This window comes from Caballeronia sp. dw_19 (assembly GCF_018449515.1).
Lineage (GTDB): Bacteria > Pseudomonadota > Gammaproteobacteria > Burkholderiales > Burkholderiaceae > Caballeronia.
In genome coordinates, this window is sequence record NZ_JAAVUQ010000009.1 from 175,581 (window position 1) to 198,564 (window position 22,984).

Annotated in this window: 18 protein-coding genes; 8 read left to right on the forward strand and 10 right to left on the reverse strand. The window is 58.5% G+C overall.

What is annotated here, in order from left to right:
* Positions 1-18 precede the first annotated feature (18 nt).
* The 4 genes from HB376_RS15450 to HB376_RS15465 all read left to right on the forward strand — a co-directional run bounded on the left by HB376_RS15450 (position 19) and on the right by HB376_RS15465 (position 2,782).
* Positions 19-678 carry an isochorismatase family cysteine hydrolase gene (locus tag HB376_RS15450; protein WP_213764534.1) on the forward strand — a complete coding sequence of 220 codons (660 nt, stop codon included), beginning with the start codon at positions 19-21 and terminating at the stop codon, positions 676-678.
* Positions 679-692: 14 nt separating this feature from the next.
* The gene (hpxZ, locus tag HB376_RS15455; RefSeq protein WP_213764535.1) at positions 693-1,079 is read left to right on the forward strand and encodes an oxalurate catabolism protein HpxZ; all 387 of its coding nucleotides are present in this window, start codon (positions 693-695) and stop codon (positions 1,077-1,079) included.
* Positions 1,080-1,111: 32 nt separating this feature from the next.
* Positions 1,112-1,843, forward strand: a complete 732-nt coding sequence (locus tag HB376_RS15460) for a GntR family transcriptional regulator (RefSeq protein WP_255631365.1) — start codon at positions 1,112-1,114, stop codon at positions 1,841-1,843.
* A gap of 189 nt (positions 1,844-2,032) precedes the next feature.
* Positions 2,033-2,782 (forward strand): response regulator transcription factor, encoded by a 750-nt coding sequence (locus tag HB376_RS15465; RefSeq protein WP_213764536.1) that lies wholly within the window; start codon positions 2,033-2,035, stop codon positions 2,780-2,782.
* Here HB376_RS15465 and HB376_RS15470 read toward each other — a convergent pair.
* Both HB376_RS15470 and HB376_RS15475 read right to left on the reverse strand, forming a co-directional pair.
* Positions 2,724-4,526, reverse strand: a complete 1,803-nt coding sequence (locus HB376_RS15470) for a hybrid sensor histidine kinase/response regulator (RefSeq protein ID WP_213764537.1) — start codon at positions 4,524-4,526, stop codon at positions 2,724-2,726. The genes HB376_RS15465 and HB376_RS15470 overlap by 59 nt on opposite strands.
* 465 nt (positions 4,527-4,991) lie before the next feature.
* Positions 4,992-6,788 (reverse strand): hybrid sensor histidine kinase/response regulator, encoded by a 1,797-nt coding sequence (locus tag HB376_RS15475; protein WP_213764538.1) that lies wholly within the window; start codon positions 6,786-6,788, stop codon positions 4,992-4,994.
* Between the two features lie 625 nt (positions 6,789-7,413).
* Between HB376_RS15475 and HB376_RS15480 the strand changes: the two genes are divergently transcribed.
* The 3 genes from HB376_RS15480 (at position 7,414) to HB376_RS15490 (ending at position 14,714) form a co-directional block, all read left to right on the forward strand.
* The gene (locus HB376_RS15480) at positions 7,414-7,683 is read left to right on the forward strand and encodes a hypothetical protein (RefSeq protein WP_213764539.1); all 270 of its coding nucleotides are present in this window, start codon (positions 7,414-7,416) and stop codon (positions 7,681-7,683) included.
* 1,400 nt (positions 7,684-9,083) lie between these two features.
* Entirely contained in the window at positions 9,084-13,562 is a 4,479-nt protein-coding gene (locus HB376_RS15485) for a chemotaxis protein CheB (protein WP_255631366.1), read from the forward strand.
* A gap of 423 nt (positions 13,563-13,985) precedes the next feature.
* Positions 13,986-14,714, forward strand: a complete 729-nt coding sequence (locus HB376_RS15490; protein ID WP_213764541.1) for a Crp/Fnr family transcriptional regulator — start codon at positions 13,986-13,988, stop codon at positions 14,712-14,714.
* A gap of 34 nt (positions 14,715-14,748) precedes the next feature.
* Here HB376_RS15490 and HB376_RS15495 read toward each other — a convergent pair whose 3' ends face one another.
* The 4 genes from HB376_RS15495 to HB376_RS15510 form a co-directional block, all read right to left on the reverse strand.
* On the reverse strand, positions 14,749-15,843 hold the full coding sequence (locus HB376_RS15495) for a PAS domain-containing sensor histidine kinase (protein ID WP_213764542.1): 1,095 nt from the start codon (positions 15,841-15,843) through the stop codon (positions 14,749-14,751).
* Positions 15,844-16,101: 258 nt separating this feature from the next.
* Entirely contained in the window at positions 16,102-16,458 is a 357-nt protein-coding gene (locus HB376_RS15500) for a DUF3564 family protein (RefSeq protein ID WP_213764543.1), read from the reverse strand.
* A gap of 21 nt (positions 16,459-16,479) precedes the next feature.
* On the reverse strand, positions 16,480-16,758 hold the full coding sequence (locus HB376_RS15505) for a c-type cytochrome (protein WP_255631374.1): 279 nt from the start codon (positions 16,756-16,758) through the stop codon (positions 16,480-16,482).
* A 93-nt stretch (positions 16,759-16,851) separates the two neighbouring features.
* Positions 16,852-17,679, reverse strand: coding sequence for a universal stress protein (locus HB376_RS15510; RefSeq protein WP_213764545.1), 828 nt, complete (start codon positions 17,677-17,679; stop codon positions 16,852-16,854).
* Positions 17,680-18,089: 410 nt separating this feature from the next.
* On the opposite strand from HB376_RS15510, the gene HB376_RS15520 reads away from it, so the two are divergent.
* Complete coding sequence (locus HB376_RS15520; RefSeq protein WP_213764546.1) at positions 18,090-18,755, forward strand: BON domain-containing protein; 666 nt, start codon at positions 18,090-18,092, stop codon at positions 18,753-18,755.
* A 92-nt stretch (positions 18,756-18,847) separates the two neighbouring features.
* Here the strand turns inward: HB376_RS15520 and HB376_RS15525 are convergent, their stop codons facing one another.
* The 4 genes from HB376_RS15525 to HB376_RS15540 form a co-directional block, all read right to left on the reverse strand.
* Positions 18,848-19,297, reverse strand: coding sequence for a hypothetical protein (locus tag HB376_RS15525; RefSeq protein WP_213764547.1), 450 nt, complete (start codon positions 19,295-19,297; stop codon positions 18,848-18,850).
* Positions 19,298-19,315: 18 nt separating this feature from the next.
* The gene (locus HB376_RS15530; protein ID WP_213764548.1) at positions 19,316-19,687 is read right to left on the reverse strand and encodes a DUF3564 family protein; all 372 of its coding nucleotides are present in this window, start codon (positions 19,685-19,687) and stop codon (positions 19,316-19,318) included.
* 51 nt (positions 19,688-19,738) lie between these two features.
* Positions 19,739-21,415 (reverse strand): bifunctional aminoglycoside phosphotransferase/ATP-binding protein, encoded by a 1,677-nt coding sequence (locus HB376_RS15535; RefSeq protein WP_213764549.1) that lies wholly within the window; start codon positions 21,413-21,415, stop codon positions 19,739-19,741.
* A gap of 260 nt (positions 21,416-21,675) precedes the next feature.
* Positions 21,676-22,629 (reverse strand): ABC transporter substrate-binding protein, encoded by a 954-nt coding sequence (locus tag HB376_RS15540; protein ID WP_213764601.1) that lies wholly within the window; start codon positions 22,627-22,629, stop codon positions 21,676-21,678.
* Positions 22,630-22,984 lie beyond the last annotated feature (355 nt).

The window sequence follows — 22,984 nt, forward strand, 5'->3', positions numbered from 1 at the left end:
CCGTTGCGGGGAACGGCCATGACGATCACGATACCGGCGTTACCCAGTCCCTTTACATTCGAGCCCTCGACAACTGCGCTTGTCATCATCGACATGCAGCGGGACTTCATTGAACCCGGTGGCTTTGGCGAGTCGCTGGGCAACGATGTATCGCTGCTTGCGCAGATCGTGCCGACTGTCTCCGCGCTGCTGGCTTTAGCGCGTGAAAGCGGGTGGTTCGTGGTCCATACGCGTGAATCGCATGCGGCGGATCTGTCGGACTGTCCGCGGTCCAAGCGCCTTCGCGGCGCGCCCAATGCACGCATTGGTGACGAAGGTCCGATGGGCCGCATCCTGATTCGGGGCGAACCGGGCAATGCGATCGTCGACGCACTTGCACCGGCCGAAGGCGAGCTTGTCGTCGATAAGCCCGGCAAGGGCGCGTTCTATGCGACATTGCTGACTCAGGAACTGGAGGCGCGGCATATCACGCATCTTGTTTTCGCCGGTGTGACGACGGAAGTGTGCGTGCAGACGTCCATGCGCGAAGCGAACGACCGCGGTTACGACTGCCTGCTTGTCGAGGACGCAACCGCCAGCTATTTCCCGGCGTTCAAGCAGGCGACTCTGGAAATGGTGCGCTCCCAAGGCGGTATTGTTGGATGGACCGCGCCCTTGTCATCCTTTACCGCAGCGTGAGGAACCTACCGACGATGGACATCAACCTGCCGGAAGTCATCGCCGAGGTGTGTGCGGCGTTCGTCGAGTATGAGCGCGCGCTCGTGGCGAACGATATCGAAACGATGAACGCGTTGTTCTGGAATGCACCGGAGACGGTGCGTTATGGCATTGCCGAAATTCAGCATGGCGGCGAGGCGATTCGCCAATGGCGCGAAACATGTGCGCCGGTGCCTGCCTCGCGCAGGTTGCATCGGACTGTCATCACAACATTCGGCCGCGACTTCGCGACTGTCAGCACGGAATTCACCAGCGACGCGACGCCGTTGGTCGGACGTCAGATGCAGACCTGGGCGCGCCTCGGTCCTGCCAAAGGCTTCACAATCATCGCCGCGCACGTGAGCCTTATTCCCGGGCCCTGAAACGCCGATAATAAGAACAAAGGGGAACCCGCATGCCGGAAGACACAATTGAAACAGGTATGGAAGCGATCGAGCCGAACGCCGCCAACCCGCTTGCCGAGCAGGTCTACCAGCGGCTGAAAAACGATATCTTCAATTTCCGGCTTTTTCCGGGCGATCGTTTTTCGGAGAACGGGATTGCACAGTACTACGGCGTATCGCGCACGCCAATGCGCGACGGCTTGTTCCGGCTGCAACGCGAGGGTTATCTGGAGGTTGGTTTCCGGCGAGGATGGAAGGTCGCGCGAATCGACTTCGACCAGATGGATCAGCTCTACGACTTGCGCATCGTGCTTGAAGTGGCCGCGCTTGAACGGTTGACATCGGGAAGCGAGGGGGCGCGTGAGGCTATCGATGCGCTCAAGGAAATCTGGTGCGTCGAGCCGGAAGCGCGTGAAGCCGATCCCGTGAAGATGTTCGGCATGGACGAAAATTTTCATCGGCAGATCGTGGCCGCGACCGGCAATGCGGAGATGGTGCGCGTTCATAACGACGTCACCGAGCGTATCCGCATCGTGCGCCGGCTCGACTTTCTCAAGCCTCACCGGACCAGCGCGACCTACGACGAGCACTCGACCATGCTGCATCTCATCGAGCGCAACCGGCTGACCGAAGCGACCATCCTGTTGCGTGCCCATATCACGCAGAGCAAGCTGGAAGTCCGCAAGATCACGGTGTCGATGCTGGATGCGGCGCGCGATGTGAAGCTGCCATTCGTGTCTTAGGTGTGTGGCACGAGCCGTGCTACGCGAGCGCGCGATTAACCAGATCAAGCGTTCGCTTGATCAATGGCTGACTTCAGAGGCCACTGAAATGGCTGTACTGCGTGTAGTATCCGAATGCGTAATGGTGTAACGATGGGCGTAACGATGTAACGGCAGCTCGCCTCGAATGTGTTCCTGGGAGACGACGGAATGCGCGTACTGATCGTCGATGATCACGAACTGTTCAGGGCCGGATTGGCGTTGCTATTGAGAGACCTCTTTCCCGGGATCGAGTTGCTGCACGCGAGTACGTTGTCGCAGGGCTTGAAGCATGCGCTTGGCGAACTCCTGAACATCGTTTTTCTCGATCTCGACCTTCCTGACGGTTACGGTTGCAACGCACTTGCCGAACTGAGGGAGTCGCGACCGTCGTTACCGGTGATTGTGATTTCGGCCGATGAGACCGTGGAAACCATCAGTCGTTGCATCGAACTTCGCGCCATGGGATATGTGCCAAAGTCCTCACCTCCTGAAGCGCTTCATGCAGCAATAAGCGCAGTACTTGCCGGAGGCGTGTTCCTGCCTGCGGCCAGCATCGCGAGGCTCAGGCATGACATGGGCACGGGCGAGGCTCCGGCAAATGGTCCTGGGAAAGCGCAGCCGAGCGGTAATTCCGACATGAGCAGCGCATCCGATCTGGGGCTCAGTCCGAGAGAGTTTGAAACATTGGCGTGGCTGGTACGCGGACTTCCCTCGAAGGCAATTGCCCTGAAAATGGGGCTCGAGGACATTACCGTCCGAAAATACGTCAGTCATCTGCTCACGCATTTCAATCTGCGGCGCCGTACGGAACTTATCGTCATGTTGGCTGATAGAGGGATCAAGCTCGGCGTGCCGCCAGTCACGGATCCCGCGCATGACCGAAGTCTGTCGGCTGTTGGGCAGCAACGAACCGACTGACTTCAGCGAGCGTGCTCTCCGGCGCGGAAGACTTCCGCAGCAGAACGAACGGTTCGGCGAAATCGCGAAGTGTGCGGGGAGATACCAGTTCACCCGTGATGAATGCGACGGGAAGCACGCCCGCCCATGCGAAATGCTGCCTGATTCGTTCGGCAACCTCAATACCGGTTGGGCCGACTCGCAGCCGGATATCGGCGACAATGACGTCGGGTATGCGGCAGTCATCGGCCAAAATGGCGTCGAATCCCGCCATCGACTCGGCGGTGTCCACCAGCGCGCCAGCACTGACGAACAACCGGCGCAGGCCCTCCAGGACGATCGGTTCGTCGTCGCACAGCAGGACGTATTTGCCCCTGAGGACGGACGTGGATGCGTCGCTCTTTGGATCGTCCGTCTTAGTGGCAGGTGTCATTTCAGAAATCGGAGCGTAGAGGGAAAAGCGCGACCCACGGCCTTCGACCGACCAGAAACTCATGCTGTGCTGCGGCAGAATGCCAATGACCCGGTGCACGATGGACAGCCCAAGCCCCAAGCCTTTCGAGCGATCGCGCCCCGGGTTGTCGATCTGATAGTACTCGGTGAATATCGCCTCCCGATGCATGGGCGAGATACCAACTCCTGTGTCCCGCACGTCGATGCGAAGGCGTTCCCCGATCTCCACCCAGCCGATGACGACACCCCCTGCGGAAGTGTTCTTGATCGCATTCGATACGAAATTGGATAATGCCCGCTTGAACAATGAGCGGTCACTTTCGATGGGCGGCGGGGGGCGCCGACGTCTGCTGATTCTCAACTCGATGCCCCGCGACCTTGCCGGTTCAAGGTATTGCTCAAAGACCTCCGTGAGCACGGCTTGTGTGTCGACTGACGCCAGGTGCGGGATGTAAGTGCCTAGTTCACTATAGTCCTGAATATCCTTGAACATGTCGAGGATGTCGCGTGCCGTTTCCTCAATGACGTCGAGATCATGGCTTGCGGCATGTTCATCTTCGAGTTTTATCCGTGCGCTACGGATGAAGAGGTTGATCGCGGCGAGAGGCTGCTGGATGTCGTGGTAGGCCGATGAAAAGAACCGCTCCTTCTCTCTAACGATTTCTCTCATGCGTTCATTCTGCTGGTTGACAACCAGGGACGCCGCTTCAACGCGTGCCTTGGCTGCGCGCAACGTCCGCCGGAACACGAATTCGCGCCGGGCAGCGCGTTCAAACTGAATGCAGACGACAATGCCGGCGAGATACATGATAGACACCGTATTGCCTCGGGAAGCCCAGGAAACCCGGTGAAACCCTGGCGTGGAAACGTTAGCCCATAGCCAGAGGTAAATGGTAAGACGAAAGCTTGCAATGCATAGTCCGACTAACCACGCTGCCGTGATTGCGCGAAGTCGGAACGATGTGAATAACAGGAAAGTGAGAAGAAAAAATTCGGGAAAAATGTTCTCATAGACCCGGGTCACTGGATAAACGTTCATCACCCCCAATTGGGCGAACCAGCAACTTAGTATCACTATGCAAAGCAATCTGACGGACCGGCGCTCGTCAAAGGCACGTGGTCCCCATATCAACCATACCGGCACGGCCATCCCCACGGCGCCTGCAAGTCGCACATAGCCAACGTGGAGCAGGATGCGGGGATCAAGCGTGTTCAGCAGCCACCAATCACGGCCAACAAACGCGGTCCATAGCAGTATGAGGATAGTGCCAGCCAGCCTGCGTTGGCCCGCGTAGCGACGCGCATAGTCCATGCGGAACGCACGCTCCATTGCCGCCGACCTGAACTTGCGTACTACGAAGCCTGACGATCTCATAGGCTGCTTGATTCGGAAAGCCGCCGTGGGCGGATAGTGCGCGGCATTGAGAGGCTTGGTCGGCGCACCACGGGTTAGCCGGTTCCCACCGAACGCGGCTAACGGAAAGACGGCGAATTCCGGCGAAAGCGGCACGGGTGGTAATGGGTGCACAACACCCTCATGCGTAGCCACAATGCGATAAAAGCAGAATAACAGGTAGCGATTCCTGCCATCAGCCACAAATGTATCAGCAACATGATGCGTCCTCGCCCGCACCTGGACGGTTCGGCAAGGAGTTCGGTCATGGAGGGCAACTACCTGATGCGTTGCCCGGCTCGGCCGCCCCTCGTACTGCCGCTGGCTAATAGGGGCGTATAGGGAATATAGGGACATACTTCTATCCGAGGCTGGTCCCGCCAGTCACTCATCCTGCACGTGATCGAAGCCTGCCGGCTGCCTGTCGGCAATGAGCCGACTAACTTCAGCGAGCGTGCTCTCCGGCGCGGAAGACTTCCGCAGCAGAACGAACGGTTCGGCGAAATCGCGAAGTGTGCGGGGAGATACCAGTTCACCCGTGATGAATGCGACGGGAAGCACGCCCGCCCATGCGAAATGCTGCCTGATTCGTTCGGCAACCTCAATACCGGTTGGGCCGACTCGCAGCCGGATATCGGCGACAATGACGTCGGGTATGCGGCAGTCATCGGCCAAAATGGCGTCGAATCCCGCCATCGACTCGGCGGTGTCCACCAGCGCGCCAGCACTGACGAACAACCGGCGCAGGCCCTCCAGGACGATCGGTTCGTCGTCGCACAGCAGGACGTATTTGCCCCTGAGGACGGACGTGGATGCGTCGCTCTTTGGATCGTCCGTCTTAGTGGCAGGTGTCATTTCAGAAATCGGAGCGTAGAGGGAAAAGCGCGACCCACGGCCTTCGACCGACCAGAAACTCATGCTGTGCTGCGGCAGAATGCCAATGACCCGGTGCACGATGGACAGCCCAAGCCCCAAGCCTTTCGAGCGATCGCGCCCCGGGTTGTCGATCTGATAGTACTCGGTGAATATCGCCTCCCGATGCATGGGCGAGATACCAACTCCTGTGTCCCGCACGTCGATGCGAAGGCGTTCCCCGATCTCCACCCAGCCGATGACGACACCCCCTGCGGAAGTGTTCTTGATCGCATTCGATACGAAATTGGACAATGCCCGCTTGAACAAGGAGCGGTCACTTTCAATGGGTGGCGGGGGGTGCCGACGTCCGCTGATTCTCAACTCGATGCCCCGCGACCTTGCCGGTTCAAGGTATTGCTCGAGGACTTCTGTCAGCACGGCTTGTGTGTCGACTGGCGCCAGGTGCGGGACGTATGAGCCTAGTTCACTATAGTCCTGGATATCCTTGAACATGGCGAGGATGTCGCGCGCGGTTTCCTCGATGACGTCGAGATCATGGCTCGCGGCGTGTTCACCTTCGAGTTTTATCCGCGCGCTACGGATGAAGAGGTTGATCGCGGCGAGAGGCTGCTGGATGTCGTGGTAGGCCGATGAAAAGAACCGCTCCTTCTCTCTAACGAATTCTCTCATGCGTTCATTCTGCTGGTTGACAGCCCGGGACGCCGCTTCAACGCGTGCCTTGGCTGCGCGCAACGTCCGCCGGAACACAAATTCGCGCCGCGCGGTGCGTTCAAACTGAATGCAGACGACAATGCCGGCGAGATACATCGTCAACACCATAGCTCCACGGGTGATCCAGTGAGACCACGGCGTGGAAACACTACCCGAGATGTAACGACTCAGTTCTATAAAATGGAAGGTGACAACGCATAGTCCGACTAACCATGTTGCCGTGATTGCGCGAAGTCGGAACAACGTGAATATCAGGAAAAGGACAACAAAAAAGCCGGGGAAAACCTCCTGTCCGATCCGGGCCGCCGGGTAAACGTTCACCAATCCCAATAGGGCGGCCCAGCAGCTTAGCGTCACTAGACACAGTAATCTGACGGCCCAGCGTTCGTCAAAGGCGCGTGGTCCCCACATCAACCATACCGGCACAGCCATCCCCACGGCACCTGCAAGTCGCACATAGCCAACGTGGAGGAGGATGCGGGGATCAAGCGTGTTCAGCAGCAACCAATCACGGGCAAAAACCGCGATCCATAGCAGGATGAGACTGGCGCCAGCCAGCCTGCGTTGGCCCGCGTAGCGACGTGCATAGTCCATACGGAACGCACGCTCCATTGCCGCCGACCTGAACTTGCGTACTACGAAGCCTGACGATCTCATAAGGCTGCTTGATCAGGAAAGCCGCCGTGGGCGGATAGTGCGCGACATTGAGAGGCTTGGTCGGCGCACCACGGGTTAGATCGGTTTCCACTGAACGTGGCTAACGGAAAGACGGCAAATTCCAGCGAAAGCGGCGGGTGGTAGCGGGTGCAAAACGCTCTAATGCCTGGCCACAGCGCGATAAAAGCAGAATAACAGGTCGCGATCCCTGCCATCAGCCACAAATGTATCGGCAAGATGATGTGCGTTGCCCGCAGCTGGGCGGTTTGGCAAGGAGTTCGGTCATGGAAGGCGGCTAGCTGATACGTCACCCGGATCGGCGAACGGGAGTGCATACATCTTTCACCTGCGTTCCTTGTCCGTCGCCTACGCATGTGCGTTGTGACGGCGTGTCGTCTGACCAAGAATGAATATGACAGCAACGCTGCAAGGGAACTCTTCAAGCATACCCGGATCGGGTTGGCCGTCGCGACGAGCCGAACCTGCTTGGCTTGTACCAGGACCGCTGTCGGTCGGCGAACGATGCACAGGCCGATCTCTTAAACTCCAAAGGAGAACGCTCATGAAACTTCATCAATCGATCGCCGTCTGTCTTGCCCTGATGGCTGGAGTCACGGCAGACGGATGCTTCGCCCAATCAGCGACCAATCAGAACGAGTCGGTAGTGGCTGGCAGCACCCCGCAGGATCCAGCGGTCGCGGTTCCGGCTGTCACTCCGGCGGCTCCTGTTTCCATGGGAAAAACACGTGAGCAAGTAAGGCGCGAGCTGGAAGATTTTCAGAATAGTGACCAGGCAGCTCAGATGCGTGATCTTTATCGGGGAGGCAGTTGAGGGAGATGTCGCGGGCCAGAAGGAGAGGTTGGTCTAGCGATTCTGTCCAGATCATGAAGCACTATTATCACGATTTGTAGTTGTGGAGGTGGGAGCAGCAGCAAGATACTTATCTAATGATCAGTTATCCGTAGTATATAAATGAAGGCATGGTTATCGATGTCGTATCGCTGTGTTATGGGCGGCTCGCTCGGAGCGCCTGTTGCACATGCTCTGGCCGCGGGGGCTTACGCATGGAACATGCCGAGGCCGCATTCTCAGCCGTCGAAATAAATAGGCGGCCGGGTCACTTCGACTCCCACCGCGGCGGTTTCCTTGTCCAATGGCTGGAGGCGCCTCCCGGCACAAGCGCGTCCGGCAGCCCCACTATTTCAGCATGTCCGGTCTCGCGAGACGGGTCCCAGCCTCGCTGCTTCCATTTCCCGCGCGCTCGACTTCCACGCGGGGACGTTCCCCGTTAGCGGGTTCGTTCGGGCTAGAAAATTGCAAACCTGCGGTGCCACGAAATTAAATCTATGTCTGGTGCGGGTGCGCAGTCGGTCCCGAATGTGCTCGAACCTTCCAAAGAGCGACCAGCATGTTTTCCCATCTTCCCGTCTCTTTCAAGTACGAGTAAGCACCTCCTAAAGCGGAACGGCTGGGCCATTGGATTTCGGTTTCGGCCCAACTTCGACCTGTACCTAACTTCTCCAGAATTCCACTAACAATAAGCTTGGGGTCGTATTGCCGTCTGGGGCTCTGACGTCCTTCGCGATAACGAGCAATGCCCTTAATGGCATTCCATTCAAGGTCTGACAACTCAAGAATGCCAACGTAAGTGAATTGCCGTTTTAATTCTCGTAATTTCAGAAGAGCCACAAACTGTGGAACGGCTCCAGCCAAAAGGTGTGTGGCCGGTTGCACTTCTTATTGGAGTGCACGTCGCCGGATATGCCACCGTGGGATAGGCAGGTGCTAAACAGATAGCAGATAGGCCACGCAACAATCGGTCGGCCACGGAAGGCATCAACTCTGCCCGCTCTGGGCGTCCATTCGGATTCACGCGACCCTGGGAATTGATTTGAGTCAATGCATTTCTATATCACCTTTGTTATTAAACCTATAGGCGCCATCGTAGATGAAGGATTGCGTCGCTTCTTAATGGGGCGCTAACCTCCGACTAGTAGCACCGCGTTTCGATAAGTCTATGTAGCGTGGCCGGAATCATGACATCGGGCGTCTAGTCATTGGCTTATAGGGCCTTCGCGACGGAAAGTGCTATGGGCAGGGCTAGTCGAATTACCCAACGTTAGACTTTCTGCGCCATAGCCCGCACAGATACTGTTTCAAGATCGATTGCATCACGCCACCTGCCGATCACTCGCCTTCCGTCTGGAGGCACGTTCCGGAACGAATATGTGATGTTAAACATCTCACGGCATCAGCCGCGAACGAGTCAATCCCGATCGAGGGGCGGACTCGCATTGCCAGTCGGCCATCTGCACAGTGCGTCGGCGGCTTTTCAGGTCGTTGCCATAGGCGCATCGGCGGGCGGCCTTGAGGCCTGCAGAAAGCTCATGGATGCGCTACCCGCCGGTACCGGCATGGCTTTCATCCTGGTCCAACATCTCGATCCCACGCATGAAAGCATGCTTGTGGAGTTAATCGCCGGCCGCACGTCAATGACGGTAGTGCAGGCAGTGGACGGCATGTCGCTCGAGCGTGAACACCTCTACATCATTCCTCCCGGAGCCTATCTCTCGGTGGCTAACGGCGCACTCCATCTTTCTCAACCTCAAGAGCGCCACGGCGCGCGTCTGCCCTTCGATTTTTTGCTGCATTCACTGGCCGAGGAAGAGGGTCCACGTTCCATCGGTGTCGTCCTTTCCGGAACGGGTGCCGATGGCAGCATCGGGCTGAAAATGTTGAAGGATAAAGGCGGATACGTTATCGCGCAGGATCCTGACGAGGCCGAATATGACGGCATGCCGCGCAGCGCAATCGCAACCGGGATAGTGGATCGGGTGCTGCCGGTGGCCGCGATTGCCGAAGCGCTGATCAAATACGATCGGGGCATAACGCTCACGCCAACGCAGAATGATTCGGTAGCAGTGAATACGCGGCAAGACCTGGATGGCGTGCCGCACGCGTTGGAGCGGGTCATTCAACTTCTCCGCACAAAAACCGCGCACGATTTCACGCTTTACAAACCGGGAACGCTGAAGCGTCGCATCGAACGACGCATGGCGATGGCTGGAGTGGCGAACGGCAACATCGACCGGTACCTGGAAATACTTGGAAACGACGCGGGCGAACTTAAGCTCCTTGCGAAGGATCTTCTGATCAATGTCACCCACTTCTTTCGTGACCCGAAGGTCTACGATTTCCTTGCGCAGAAAATCATTCCTGATCTGGTCAGCAGTCACACGGGTGATCGCCCAATACGAATCTGGGTGGCTGGATGCAGTACGGGAGAAGAAGCCTATTCGATCGCGATGCTCTTCATCGAGGAGATTGCGGTCTCGAAGCGCAATATCAAAGTCCAGTTACTCGCTTCTGACGTGGACCCGGATGCTGTAACCACGGCTCGGGAGGGTGTATATCCTGAAACCATCCAGGCCGACGTGTCGCCAGCACGCCTTGCGCGCTTCTTCTCGCTGGAGGATCACCATTACCGGGTCTTGCCCGAGTTGCGTGCAGCGATCGTTTTCACTGTTCAGAATGTGCTTGCAGATCCTCCCTTCTCCCGTCTCGACCTGGTTTCCTGTCGAAACCTTCTTATCTATTTGCTCCCTGAGGCTCAGGAGAAGGTGGTTTCGTTGTTTCATTTTGCGTTGCGCGAGGGAGGCGTTCTGCTGCTGGGTAATGCAGAGACAATCAGCCACGCCGAAGGCCGCTTCGAACTGATCTCCAAGCAGGAAAGGCTCTATCGGCATATCGGTCACAGCGGGCCCGGGGATCTGAATTTTTCGATGCCTGCCGGTGGCGGCATGCGAGTTCCTGCAGGTCCGGGACAGGGCCAGGAACCTGCGCGCCAGTCCGCTCTCGCCGAGCTTTGTCGACGGTTGGTGATCGAGCGTTATGCGCCGGCGGCGGTGTTGGTCAATCACCAGCACGAGTGTCTCTACTCGCTGGGTGCGACGGATCGTTATCTGAGCGTCGCACCGGGGCAGCCCACTCACGACCTCTTCGCCATGGCGCGACCGGGCGTGCGCACCAAACTCCGGTCGGCGATCCAACAGGCCAGTCAGGGAAACGTACGCACCGTCATCAACGGCGGCCGAGTGACCTACGATGGTCGTCCCCTGGCGTTCAGCATTGAGGTCCAGCCCGTGATGACGGAGGGCGAGGCGTTGCTGCTGGTCTGCTTCATCGACCAGCAGCAAGTCGAACTGAAACACAAGGAAACCGCTCATCCCGTCGAGCCGCAGAACGAGGCAAAGGCTACTGAACTGGAGCAGGAACTTGAAGCTACGCGGGCGCAATTGCAGAGCGCCATTCGCAATCTTGAGATATCGAGCGAAGAACAGAAGGCAATCAACGAAGAAGCTTTGTCGGCCAATGAAGAATACCAGTCCACAAACGAGGAATTGCTCACCTCCAAGGAAGAGTTGCAGTCGCTTAACGAGGAGCTTACCGCTCTCAACGGGCAACTTCAGGAAACCTTGGAACGGCAGCGGACAACCAGCAACGATCTCCAGAATGTCTTGTACAGCACGGATGTTGCGACGCTCTTCCTCGACACCGAACTCAAGATCCGCTTCTTCACACCTGCTACCCGATCGCTCTTCAACGTCATTCCAGGCGATATCGGCCGGCCGCTCGCGGACCTGAATTCGCTTGCGACCGACGGTGCGCTCCCGATCGATGTGCAGACGGTGCTGCGCAGTCTTGTACCGGTCGAGCGGGAGATCGAAACCCGAGGCGACATGTGGTTCACTCGACGGATACTGCCCTATCGTACTGAGGACGGCGGGGTGGGCGGCGTGGTGATCACCTTTACGGACATCACCGAACGCAAGCGTACGGCGAAGGCGCTGGAACTCGCCAGGAAACAAGCCGAGCTGGCGAATATCGCGAAATCCCGCTTTCTTGCCGCTGCGAGCCATGACCTGCGCCAACCGCTCCAGACGCTTGCCTTGCTCCAGGGGTTGCTGGTGAAAACGGTCGAGGGTGACAAAGGGCAGGATCTGTTGACGCGGCTCGATGAAACGATCAGCGCGATGTCTGAGATGCTGAATACGCTGCTCGACATCAACCAGATCGAAGCGGGCACGGTCCACGCCGACATGGTCAGTTTCCCGGTCAACGAGCTGCTTCACCGGCTGAAGAATGAGTTCAGCTTTCAGGCACAAGCAAAGGGAATCGTTCTGCACGTCGCGGCCTGCAGCCTCACGCTATACAGCGACCCGCGTCTTCTCGAACAGGTGATCCGGAATCTGCTGTCGAACGCCTTGAAATACACCCCGCACGGCAAGGTGCTGCTGGGCTGTCGGCGACGCCACGGGACGCTGAGCATCGAGGTATGGGACACGGGGGTGGGGATCGCCAAAGACGAACTTCAGGCGATCTTCCAGGAATACCATCAACTCGATAACCCCGCGCGTGAACGGAGCAGGGGCTTGGGCCTCGGCCTGTCCATCGTCCAGCGACTCGCGGATTTGCTGGGTCACCGATTGCGGGTGCGTTCCCAGCTCGGCAAGGGTTCAGCATTCGCTATCGAAGTCGATCTTCCGCCGCCGGGCACACCACCACAGTCTCAACCCACGCCCTCGTACGCGGCAGATCAAGAGGCGATTCGAAGCGCGCGCCGCCCAGGCATGATTCTGGTCATCGAAGACGATCCCGAGGTGCGCGAGGCGCTTGAGCTCGCGCTCAACGAAGAGGGGCATCATGCGGTGGGCGTGCCCGATGGTGTCGCCGCGCTCGAATGGCTGGCCCAGGGGAGCGTCCTGCCCGACCTGGTACTGGCGGACTACAACTTGCCTAACGGCATGAACGGAGTCCAGGCTGTCGTGAAGATGCGCGATAAGCTGCGTAGCGAACTTCCCGTGATTATTCTGACCGGCGACATCTCAACGGAAACCTTGCGCGACATTGCCTTTCACCATTGCGAACAGGTCGTCAAACCGGTGAAGTTCGAGGAGTTGACGCACGTCGTCCAGCGTTTGCTGGCAACCTCGCAAGCTGCGACGCCTATGCCCGCTGCGCAGCCTGTGGAGACTGCAGGCGATAAAGATTCGCCGGTCATCTTCGTCGTCGACGACGATGCTCAGGTGCGCGGGGCAATTCGCAGCGTGCTCGAGGACGCGGGCCGGAGCGTCGAGGACTTCGCGAGCGCGGAGGCATTCCTGGAAGGCTGGCACCCGGGGCGCGAAAGCTGCCTCCTGCTCGATGCCTCTTTGCCCGGCATGAGCGGTCTCGAATTGCTGCAGCAACTTCACGACGCGGGCCATTGGCTGCCGGTCATCATGATCACCGGACACAGCGACGTACAGACGGTGGTGCAAGCCATGAAGGCGGGTGCATTGGACTTCATCGAAAAGCCCATTGGCCGCAGTGAGCTCCTTCAGAGCATTGACCGGGCGTTTGAAAAGTCGGTGGATTCAAACAAGTCAATTGCCTGGCGGCAAAGCGCAGCCGATCACATGGCGGACCTCACCGCCCGGCAGCGCGAGATCATGGATCGTGTCCTTGCTGGTCAGCCCAGCAAAGTTATTGCAACGGCTCTCGGCATCAGCCAGCGCACGGTTGAAAACCACCGCGCCGCGATCATGAAGAAAACGGGCTGCAAATCGCTTCCGGCGCTGGCACGTCTCGCACTGGCTGCCGCGTGGGGGCACACGGATGGTCAACTCGGGCAAAGCGGGCCAGCAGCGAGCGCTCTCGCGAGACCGTAGGCGTGCTGACGTAATGGATCTTGTCGAGCCCGTTACCGGGCCGGGGAAGATGAGCGGCAGGCTATCGTTCGCGGCACCTGTTGGCCGCTCGTATCCTGACTGGGAAAGGCCCTGCCAATGTCATGACAGATGATGGTGGAATGTGCGCCGCCATTGGTCGCGTGCGTGGTCAGCCAGGCGGATTACAGCTTTGCCGCGTGCCGCGAATACGATCAGTTGATCTGAATCAATTGACAAAGTAGAGTCAGCTTATACGCTGCAAACGCAGCAGTCGGTTGCTTGCCTTCAGTTGCTTGCCTTCAGTTGGCTTCGACGAAGCCGGATATGCATCGGACCGCATGTTTTTACAACACAGTTATCATGCGATTCGCCTGGTTGCATAAACCATCGGACCATGAAAGAAAGATTAGGGCAAAACGTCGAATGACAGACGACTCCATCTCGGCCCAGGGTTTTCGGCCCTCCATTTATGCAACACCATTTCAACGCAGCGGCGATGGCGCTGCCGTGGAGTTGCTGTCAGTTTCCGAACAGGATGAATTGATCGGCATTTCAAGGCTTATCAACGTTCGGCGTCATACCGTGCTTTATCCGGAGGGAGGGCAGGCGCTGTTCGTCTACAACATCGTGAGTGGCGTCGCGCAAACATACCAACTTCAGCCAAACGGGGACAGGCGAATTACCTCCTTCCTGTTCCCTCGGGACTTGATGGGACTTAGCGAAAATGGCACTTATGTTGCGACAGCGCAGTCGCTTACGCCGGTCATCGCCTACAAGATTCCGATCGATGCGCTAGGGGCCATACTCGAGCGCGACCCGCGGCTGGATATCAACTTGCTTTGCAAGCTGTGTCATGAACTTCGCCAGTCGCAGCATCATACGATTACCGTCTCGAAGAACGACGGTCCGGCGCGGCTCGCGAATTTCCTGCTCTGGATAGAGCGGGCCTATGTGACGCCCGGTCAACCCGTCGGAGAACTCATGTTGCCAATGACGCGGCATGACGTTGCCGACTACGTTGGCTTGTCAGTCGAGTCCGTCAGTCGCGCGCTTCATTCACTCGAATCGCAAGGAGCAATCCTTCGGAACGGACCGCGCTTTATCACGTTGCTGGACATCAGCAAACTTCGCAGGCTGGCAGGACTGGAATAACGGTCGCCGTTTCGGGGTTCACCACTTTCGTCGATCACCATAAAGGCAACGCGATGCTGATGCGAAGCCCACTGCCAGGCGCGTTCCCGACCGAGATTGTGCCGTTCAGCCGATGGACGCGTTCGCGCATCCCCAGCAGACCAAACGATGTCGGGCTGGGCGTGGTTCCGGTCGCCAAGCCTTGCCCATTGTCCTCAATGTGAACGACGCACGTCTTGCCCGCGCGCGCCAGTTCAACGCTTACCTGCGTCGCAAACGAGTGCTTGGCCACATTGGTCAGTGCTTCCTGGACGATTCGGAATAGGGATGTCTGGGCCGGCTCGCCCAGATCCATGTTGCCGATCTCAATGCGCGCCAGGACATCAATGCCGTGTCGTTTCGTGAAATCTTCGATGAACCATGCAAGCGCGGGCTGCAAGCCCAAAGTGTCGAGTGGAATGGGGCGCAGGCCGCTTGCGATTCTTCGAACCGAATCCATCGTTCGATCGAGCAAGTCGAGCATGTCCTTTGTGTAAGGATTGCGTCGCGGCTCCGAGTGTTGGTCAGGCCCGAGATCGCGCTCCGTATTGACGAGGGCCATTTTGAGAGCGGTCAGTTGCTGCCCGAGATCGTCGTGAAGCTCGCGCGCGATGCGAACCTGCTCCTCTTCCCGGGCAGCCTCGATGCTCGCTGACATCAAGCTGATGTGTTCGAGGTCGGCGAGGCGTTTGCGCTCGGTCATGTCACGCGTCACTTTCCCGAAACCTATCAAGGTGCCCGCCTGATCGCGGATCGCGGTGATGACCACGTTCGCCCAGAACTTCGAACCGTCCTTGCGTAAGCGCCAGCCCTCACTTTCCGACGTTTCGTTCGCGGCTGCCTTGGCGAGCTGGGTAGCCGGATTTAGGGCCGCCTGATCCTCAGGCGTATGAAAGACCGAGAAGTGGCGCCCGATAATTTCATCGGCGCGATAGCCTTTCATCTTCTGCGCACCGGCATTCCAGCTTACGACGACACCCGACATGTCGAGCATCAGGATGGCGTAGCCGTCGATTGCCTCGACCAACATCCGGAAACTCGCATCGCTTGCAAGCAGCAGATCGACATGCGGCCTGTCTCGTTGCGGCGACTCTTTGGCTTGGTTGTTCATGGGCATTGCGCGAGGGCAGTCATACTGAATCGCCGCATGAGCGGCAGGGATCGTTCGACACTGCGAGCGATAAAGACTGACACGCCCACGACAAGCGGCGCTGTGATAGCCCGCCGAGCGTTCCCGCATTGTTACGGGCAGTGGCTTGAGCCAGCATTGATTTGAATCAATTTTGCCCTTGCGCATGAGAGGGGGAAACAGATGATGAAGTGGTGAACAGGACTCAGCCCCCTCCGGCGTCCTTTGAGGCGCACGCATTTACTCGTCAAATACCTCGTTTTCGGCTTTAATCGAATCGGACTCGACGCATTGCACATGCCAGCGATCCAGGCGCACTTTCAAGTTCGAGCCGCCATGCCACACCACATGTCCAAACTGGCCTTCGATCAGGCGAGTACGGTCGTCCAGATCGAGTCCGGTCAAGGTGCACAGTGCGTCTGTTGAATCCGGGTCACAGATAAACGTTGCGGTGGGCGCGGTGCGCAAAAGGCCCCAGGACGGAATGTCGACGCCGCTGTGCATTTCCCGCGACCAGTGGTGCAATTCCAGATCCAGCCAAAGGACTGCAAACGCGTCGGGGTCTGCGGGTTGGTCCAACTTGATCGTGATACGCATTGTGTCCTCCGCAACTTCAGGTTAGTTACTCAATACCCATTGCACGAGCGTGCGGGCGTCTTCTCGCGAAAGCGGGCCACCGCGATCCGCTGGCGCCGGCATGGCCATATCGCCCCAATGTGCGGGGCCGCCGACCCGCAATTTTTCTTCGAGCATCAGAGCGGCGTTCGGAACGTTGCGATAACGCTCCGCGATCTGCTGAAACGATGGCGCAAGAAAGGGTGAGTCGACGGTATGGCAGAACATGCAGTGTTGCTGATCGACGAGTGCGACCGGCTCCGGCGACGCGAGCGCTTGCATTCCTGCGCACAGTAAAAGACCCGCGATACCGGCCCGACGTGATAGCTGAAGTGGCTGCATCGACAGGCTCAAAAAGTGACGCAACGTCATCGTTCAATGAGACATGAATACCGGGGCGATCATGCTTTCGAGCATGGTTCTGGTCACGCCGCCAAGCACCCGTTCTTCGGCGCGTGCGTGACCGTATGCGCCGAGCACCAGAAGATCCGAGTTCGTATCGGCGAGGGCATTCAGCAACATAGCGCCGGTGCTGACGCCGGATACGTGTAGCAATAAAGTAAACCCGGCGCGTACGTTTTGCCGTTCCAGATACGCCGTCAGCTCGAGTCCGGCCGTCTCCCCTTCTTCAAGATGCCGGATCACGCAGGCAATCTTCACTAAACGCGCACATTGCAGAATGGGAAGGGCGTCCTTCACCGCGCGCGCGGCTGCCCGGCCGCCATCCCATGCGATCAACACCGAGTCGCCGAAGCGCTTCACGCGCCCCGCATACGGAAGCAGAATGGCCGGTCGACCGCCGCCCATCAACAGATCTTCGAGGAAATGCCTTGCGACATACGCCGCGGGGTCCGCTGGATCTTGTTGACCAAGAATCAACAGGTCGGCATGGCGTGCGTGCAGCGTGGCGTTTTCGATGGCAGGGCCGGGCGGTGCGCGCCACTCGCCGTTGATGCCCGCGCGCTGAGCCGCAGCCGTGAAATGCTCTTGAGCCCGCTGCTGCCGTGCTGCGCTCTGTGCTTCGTTGACGGCCAGGTTCAGGCTTTCGTCACGTCTGAACAGAGGTCGCAGAAGGTCCTGACACACGACATAAAGTCCGATCAAGTGCGCGTCGTGCTTGAGCGCAAAGTCGACGGCGAACTCCACGCGCGCGTCACTGCGCTGGCTGTCGTCGATATGTACCAGGATTGTCTTGTAGCTCATCACGAGTGCTCCATGGGTGAGTCAGTGAAGGCGCCCGCATCAATCCGGGTCGTGAGCTCCTGATTAGAAAGTTTATGAGCTGCTACTGCGCGCCGATTGATGTAGATCAAGTGCGAGCGGGCGTCGTATCGCGGGCAGGCTGATTGATATAGGTCAACGGCCAGCCGAGTCCCAGGCCTAAATTGACAGCGACCCTACGGCGCTCTTCGCGCCTTGGTTCATACGGAATGAGGACTCGATCATGGCAACCGAATTCGCTCGCCCGCTCGCCTCGGGGGTAAATCTTGACCTGGATGGTGTGCTGTCGCTGACGCTTCCGAAGAAGGCGCCATCGGAGCAAAAACGCCTTCAGATCAGTTAAGCCGTTGGCGCGCGGTCTGCCGCGCGCTTTATTTATCGCAGAGGATTTTATGAAAACCGACCTACAGTTGAAGCAGGACGTGGAAGAGGAACTGGACTGGACGCCGGAAGTCGATTCGTCGAGCTTCGTGGTTGAAGTGCAGGACAGCATTGTGACTCTGCTCGGTCATCCGGCAAGCTATGCGGAAAAACTCGCCGCTGAAAAGGCGGTGCAACGGGTGTCTGGTGTCAAGGCCACCGTTGTCCAGGCGGAGGTCCGTCTGCCGCCCAAGGATGTGATGGGCGATGCCGATATCGCCCGGGCTGCCAATTCGATCTTGCAATGGACGGTCGGGCTGAAGGAAGGCGCCGTGAAGGTCCAGGTTGAAAAGGGTTGGGTAACGCTGCGTGGCGATGTCGAGTTGAACTGGCAACGTTATCGCGCAGCACGGCGCATTACGCACATGCGCGGCGTGACGGGTGTCACAAACATGATCAAGGTGCGCGGCGGTCTCGCTCCGGCCGACGTCGGTGAACAGATCAGTCGGGCTCTGCTGCGCCACGCTGAGCGCGAGGCCAAACACATCGGCATCGAGGTGCATGACGGTGTCGTGACCCTGAGTGGCACGGTGGGAAGCCACGGCGAACGGGAGGCCGCTCGTGGCGCTGCGTGGTCCGCGCCTGGTGTACACGCGGTGGTCGATCACCTGGTGGTGGAATCAGTTCCGGCACTCTAAAATCTTCGCAACCGGGCGCGAGGCAGTACTCGACGGTCTTCGCGAACGCACGGCATAGATAACCCTGAAGCAGTCAGAAACAATTCATCCGTTCAAGCTGGAACCTGGAGTTGCGCAGCCAAGGACGAAATGCCGGGCTGGATGCCCCACCCAAGCGGAACATAGACCTGACCGCCAGCCAGTTCGACGGACGTCACGAACGACTCAAGCGTTGCGCCTGCCATTATGTGCAGGGACGGGCCGCCGGCGTAGCTTTCAGCTCTCAGCCACGGCACAAGGCCCGCGTTGATCTCAAGTACGCTGTGCGAGCCGCTGTCGTAGCCGGTATCGGGCGTGTATAGCGGCCCGTCGAATGCGACAGTCAGTAGCTGGTCAGGCAAGTGATGGCTGGGGGTGCCCGCAAACTGCTGATACGGTGAGTGCTGCCAGTTCTCGCCCCACTGTTGATCGAGCGTCAGGCGGGTGAGGAACGCCCATGGCGCACGTACGAAACATAGGCGATACGTATTGCGCACACCATCGAGGTCGGTTTTTAAGGACATGACGGGCTCCACGTTGGTTTATTCCGACTCGCTTGGGGAAGAAAGGCTATGCCACTGTTCATCACAATCTTGCGCAAGCTCGACGTGCCAGTGGCCTGCAGCAGGCTGGATACCCTGATTTCCGTACCACATGGCGAGCCCTGTTTCACCCTCGAACGGCCCGGTATCGGCAAAGGTGTCGAGACCTTCAAGCAGGCATACGCGTGCACGATCCGTCTGCCCGCAAAGAAGCGTGCCTGACGACGTAGCGGCCAGCGTGCCTTCCTTGGGCAATATCAAACCGAACTGGTTTTCGCACGTCCAGCGATGGGACTGCTTGTGGAGTTCAAGGATGGCATATCCGCACGGGCAAACGCGGTCGAACGTGTCGAGATGGACGGTGATGCGCATGAGAACTCCGTATCGGCAATGCGGCTCAGCATTCATGGTTCAATTCGAAGTCTAGGCATTTGCAGCACTCGCATGGCTGATGCAAGTCAAGGTTGCGTTCGGCCTCATGTGCGCGCTTGCGGCCGGCTCAACAGGATGAACGTTTTGCAGCGTCACGCGTGAGCTTGAAAATGAAAGTAGCGGCTTCCAGTACGCGCGCTCGCCGAACCTGGTCTGGGGCACATCGGTGTCGAAGAACAGCGTTCGCGCGCATTCTTCCGGTAGCAGCGGATCCTCATTCGCCAGTTGCTTCACGAGGACTTGCTCGTCGGCATCGCTGAGTCTTTGCGGGTCCAATTTCCGTTCTCTGATACGACGGAACAAACTGGTGGTGGACGCGTGGAAGTCGAGGATCAGCACTGGGACTGACAACGCTTGGGCAAGCTCAAAAAAGCGCTGCCTATGGTCGTATTTGAGGAAACTTGCGTCAACGATGACACTGTAGCCACCCTCGATAGCCCGGCTGGCCAGAGTGCGGAGCCTGATGTAGTGAGCATCGATCGCGGCATGTGTGTAGGCGGTACGTGGCAGCGTTTTGCCCCCGGCGGCCTGAAGCGGCCGATCACGTTTGCGCTCGGCATCGCTTGAAATCCGCACCGCGCCGATGAACGGCGCCAGTTCTGCCGTTGCCACTGACTTGCCTGATCCTGATAGGCCATGACACAGCAGAAGCGTTGCATGTTGCGGCTGGATTGCCTCGATCGCACAGTCGAGGTAACAACGGGCACGCTGCGCCGATGGGTCGCCGCGTGCCTTCAGGGTTTCGACCAAGGTTCTCACCAGCGCGCGATACACCACATAAAGCCGCAGGACGCGTAGCCCTGAAAAGTCGCCAGTCAAAAATAGCCATCGGTTCAGGAAACGGGCTGCCAGGTCGGGCCGCTTGTGCGCCTGCAAATCCATGACGAGGAACGCAACGTCGTTCATCACGTCGATCCAGCGCAGCGATTCGCTGAAGGCGATGCAATCGAAGACGAGCACATCGCGTCCTGTTTGAACCAGGTTGTCGAGGTGCAGGTCGCCATGGCATTCGCGAACGAAGCCCTGGCGCCGGCGTTCTTCGATGTCATCCGCCAGTCGTTCAAGCTCTGAGTGACACCACGCGCGTATGGCCGATGGAACCCCCACACCAGCGCCTTCGAGTCCGTCGAGAACAGCGTTCACCTGTGTGTGGAACAAAGGCGCGGATCCGTATTCTCGCCGGGGCGCAAGCGCCGGAATGGACTGATGAAAACCGGCGATACGCTCCGCTGCACATTCGATTGCTTTGTCGCCCAGCCGATTCGCGTTCACCAGATCGGAGAACAGGCAGCCGTCCTTGAAACGCTTCATGTGCACCGCATAGCCGATCACGCATCGGTCTCCGCCAAGCCTCGCGGTACGTCCAACTCGGCTGAGTGGCATCACGCCTCTATAGAAACGCTTGGCGAGGCGCCGATTCAGCCGTACTTCGGCTTCGCAGCAATGCTGTCTCGTTGTCAGCCGCGTGAAATCGGCAAAGCTGAGCGTCACCGGTTTGTTGACCTTGTATGCGTGTCTCCCGGCCAGATAGATCACCGATATATGCGTTTCGATTCTGCGGATCTGTCCGGCAGGATGTCGATATGTACATGAGCGGCGCAGTGCCGTATCGATCAACCGCCATTCATGCGTCGCTTTCCTTTCGCGCATCGAGCTATGTGCTGTCATGGTGACCGCCCTGAGAGATTTTCACGCGGCTTTTCATGCCGCGCCATCACTCCATTTCGCGCGTTTCCAGCGTAGGCCCGCTTGACCCAGATCAAGGGCGTACGTCGATTGAGGGAAGTCGGTGGGACGGGCAGGATACCGGCAGGTACGGGTCGGGCGCCGGGTCTAGAGCCGGCGCCGGCTGGCTTCAGTTCAGTAGTCCGACCCGGCGCTGCGGCGGGGATCTGCGGCCGGGGAAACGACGGGCGATTCGCAGCGTCTCAGCTACCCGGCAAGGCATACGCCTCGGGGAAGAAGTAATCCTTCCATGACGTTGCCTTGTTCTTCAAGACACCGAGCCGGTTGAGCTCGCTCGCGTAGACGAAGCTGCGCTGCGGGGAAATCGTGAATTCGATTTCGGGATCGTTGACGATCTTCTGGACTAGCGCCAACGGCAGGTTTGAATGCTCTACGCGAATATAGGTTGCGGCGGCGGCATTCTTGTCGCTATTGATGATGCGGGCCGCTTCCGCCAGCGCGTCGTAGAAGGCGCGGTACGTCTTTGGATTTTCATCGTGGAATTTCTGCGTGCTGTACAGCACGTTGAACGTGGCGTGACCGCCCAGCGTGTCATAGGAACTCAGCACCTTATGGATGTTGGGATGCTCCAGTGCCTGGTACTGAAACGGCGGACTCGAATAATGCGCGTCGATTTCCGTGTGGCCTGCGATCAGCGCGGCGGTCGCATCCGGATGGGGCAGGCTGACCGAGATCGTGTCGAATCGTTTGTAGTCGCTGTCGCCGAAGACCCTCGCGGTTTCGATCTGCAGGGTACGCGACTGGAAGCCGACGCCCGCCGCCGGCACAGCGATGCGGTCCTTGTCGGTGAAGTCCTTGAGTGTCTTGATGTTGGGGTTGTTGGTCAGCAGATAATTGGGCATGGAGCCGAGCGCTGCGACCGCCTTGACGTTCTGTTTGCCACGGGTGCGGTCCCAGACGGTCAACATGGGCGGCACGCCCGCCGACACCACGTCCAGGGCGCCGGCGAGCAGTGCTTCATTCATGCCTGTCGCGCCGGAAATGGTGCGCCACTCGACCTTGATGTCCAGCCCCTGCTGCCTGCCGTATTTTTCGATCAGGTGCTGATCCTGGACGACGTCGAGTATCAGATACCCAATACCGAATTGCTGCGCGATGCTGATCTTGCCCTCGGCATGCGCCGTGCACGCGAGCATTGCCGCGCCGCAAAGAACCATGGCATGCGCCAGACGCTTGACCACTGAACCCCGGATACCATTTTTCATATCTTTATCGCGATGCTTTGTGCCAGTTCGTGAATTGTTATGCGGGCGGTCGAGGCGCACAAGCACTCCGCGCGACACCGATAATTGCCGGGTAGTCTACAGGCCGCAATATGTACCGGATAAATGACGTTTGGGAATATGCATATACGCTCGGGTGCATGTGTTTTCAACGGCCGTCGCCATTCCCGCCACCGGGATTTCTCGCGCTCGGCGGTTTTGTTTGTTCACTGTACTGCTCTTGTGCAAGGAGCCGCGCCGCGCGCGGTCGGCCTCTCGACTGCGGTGG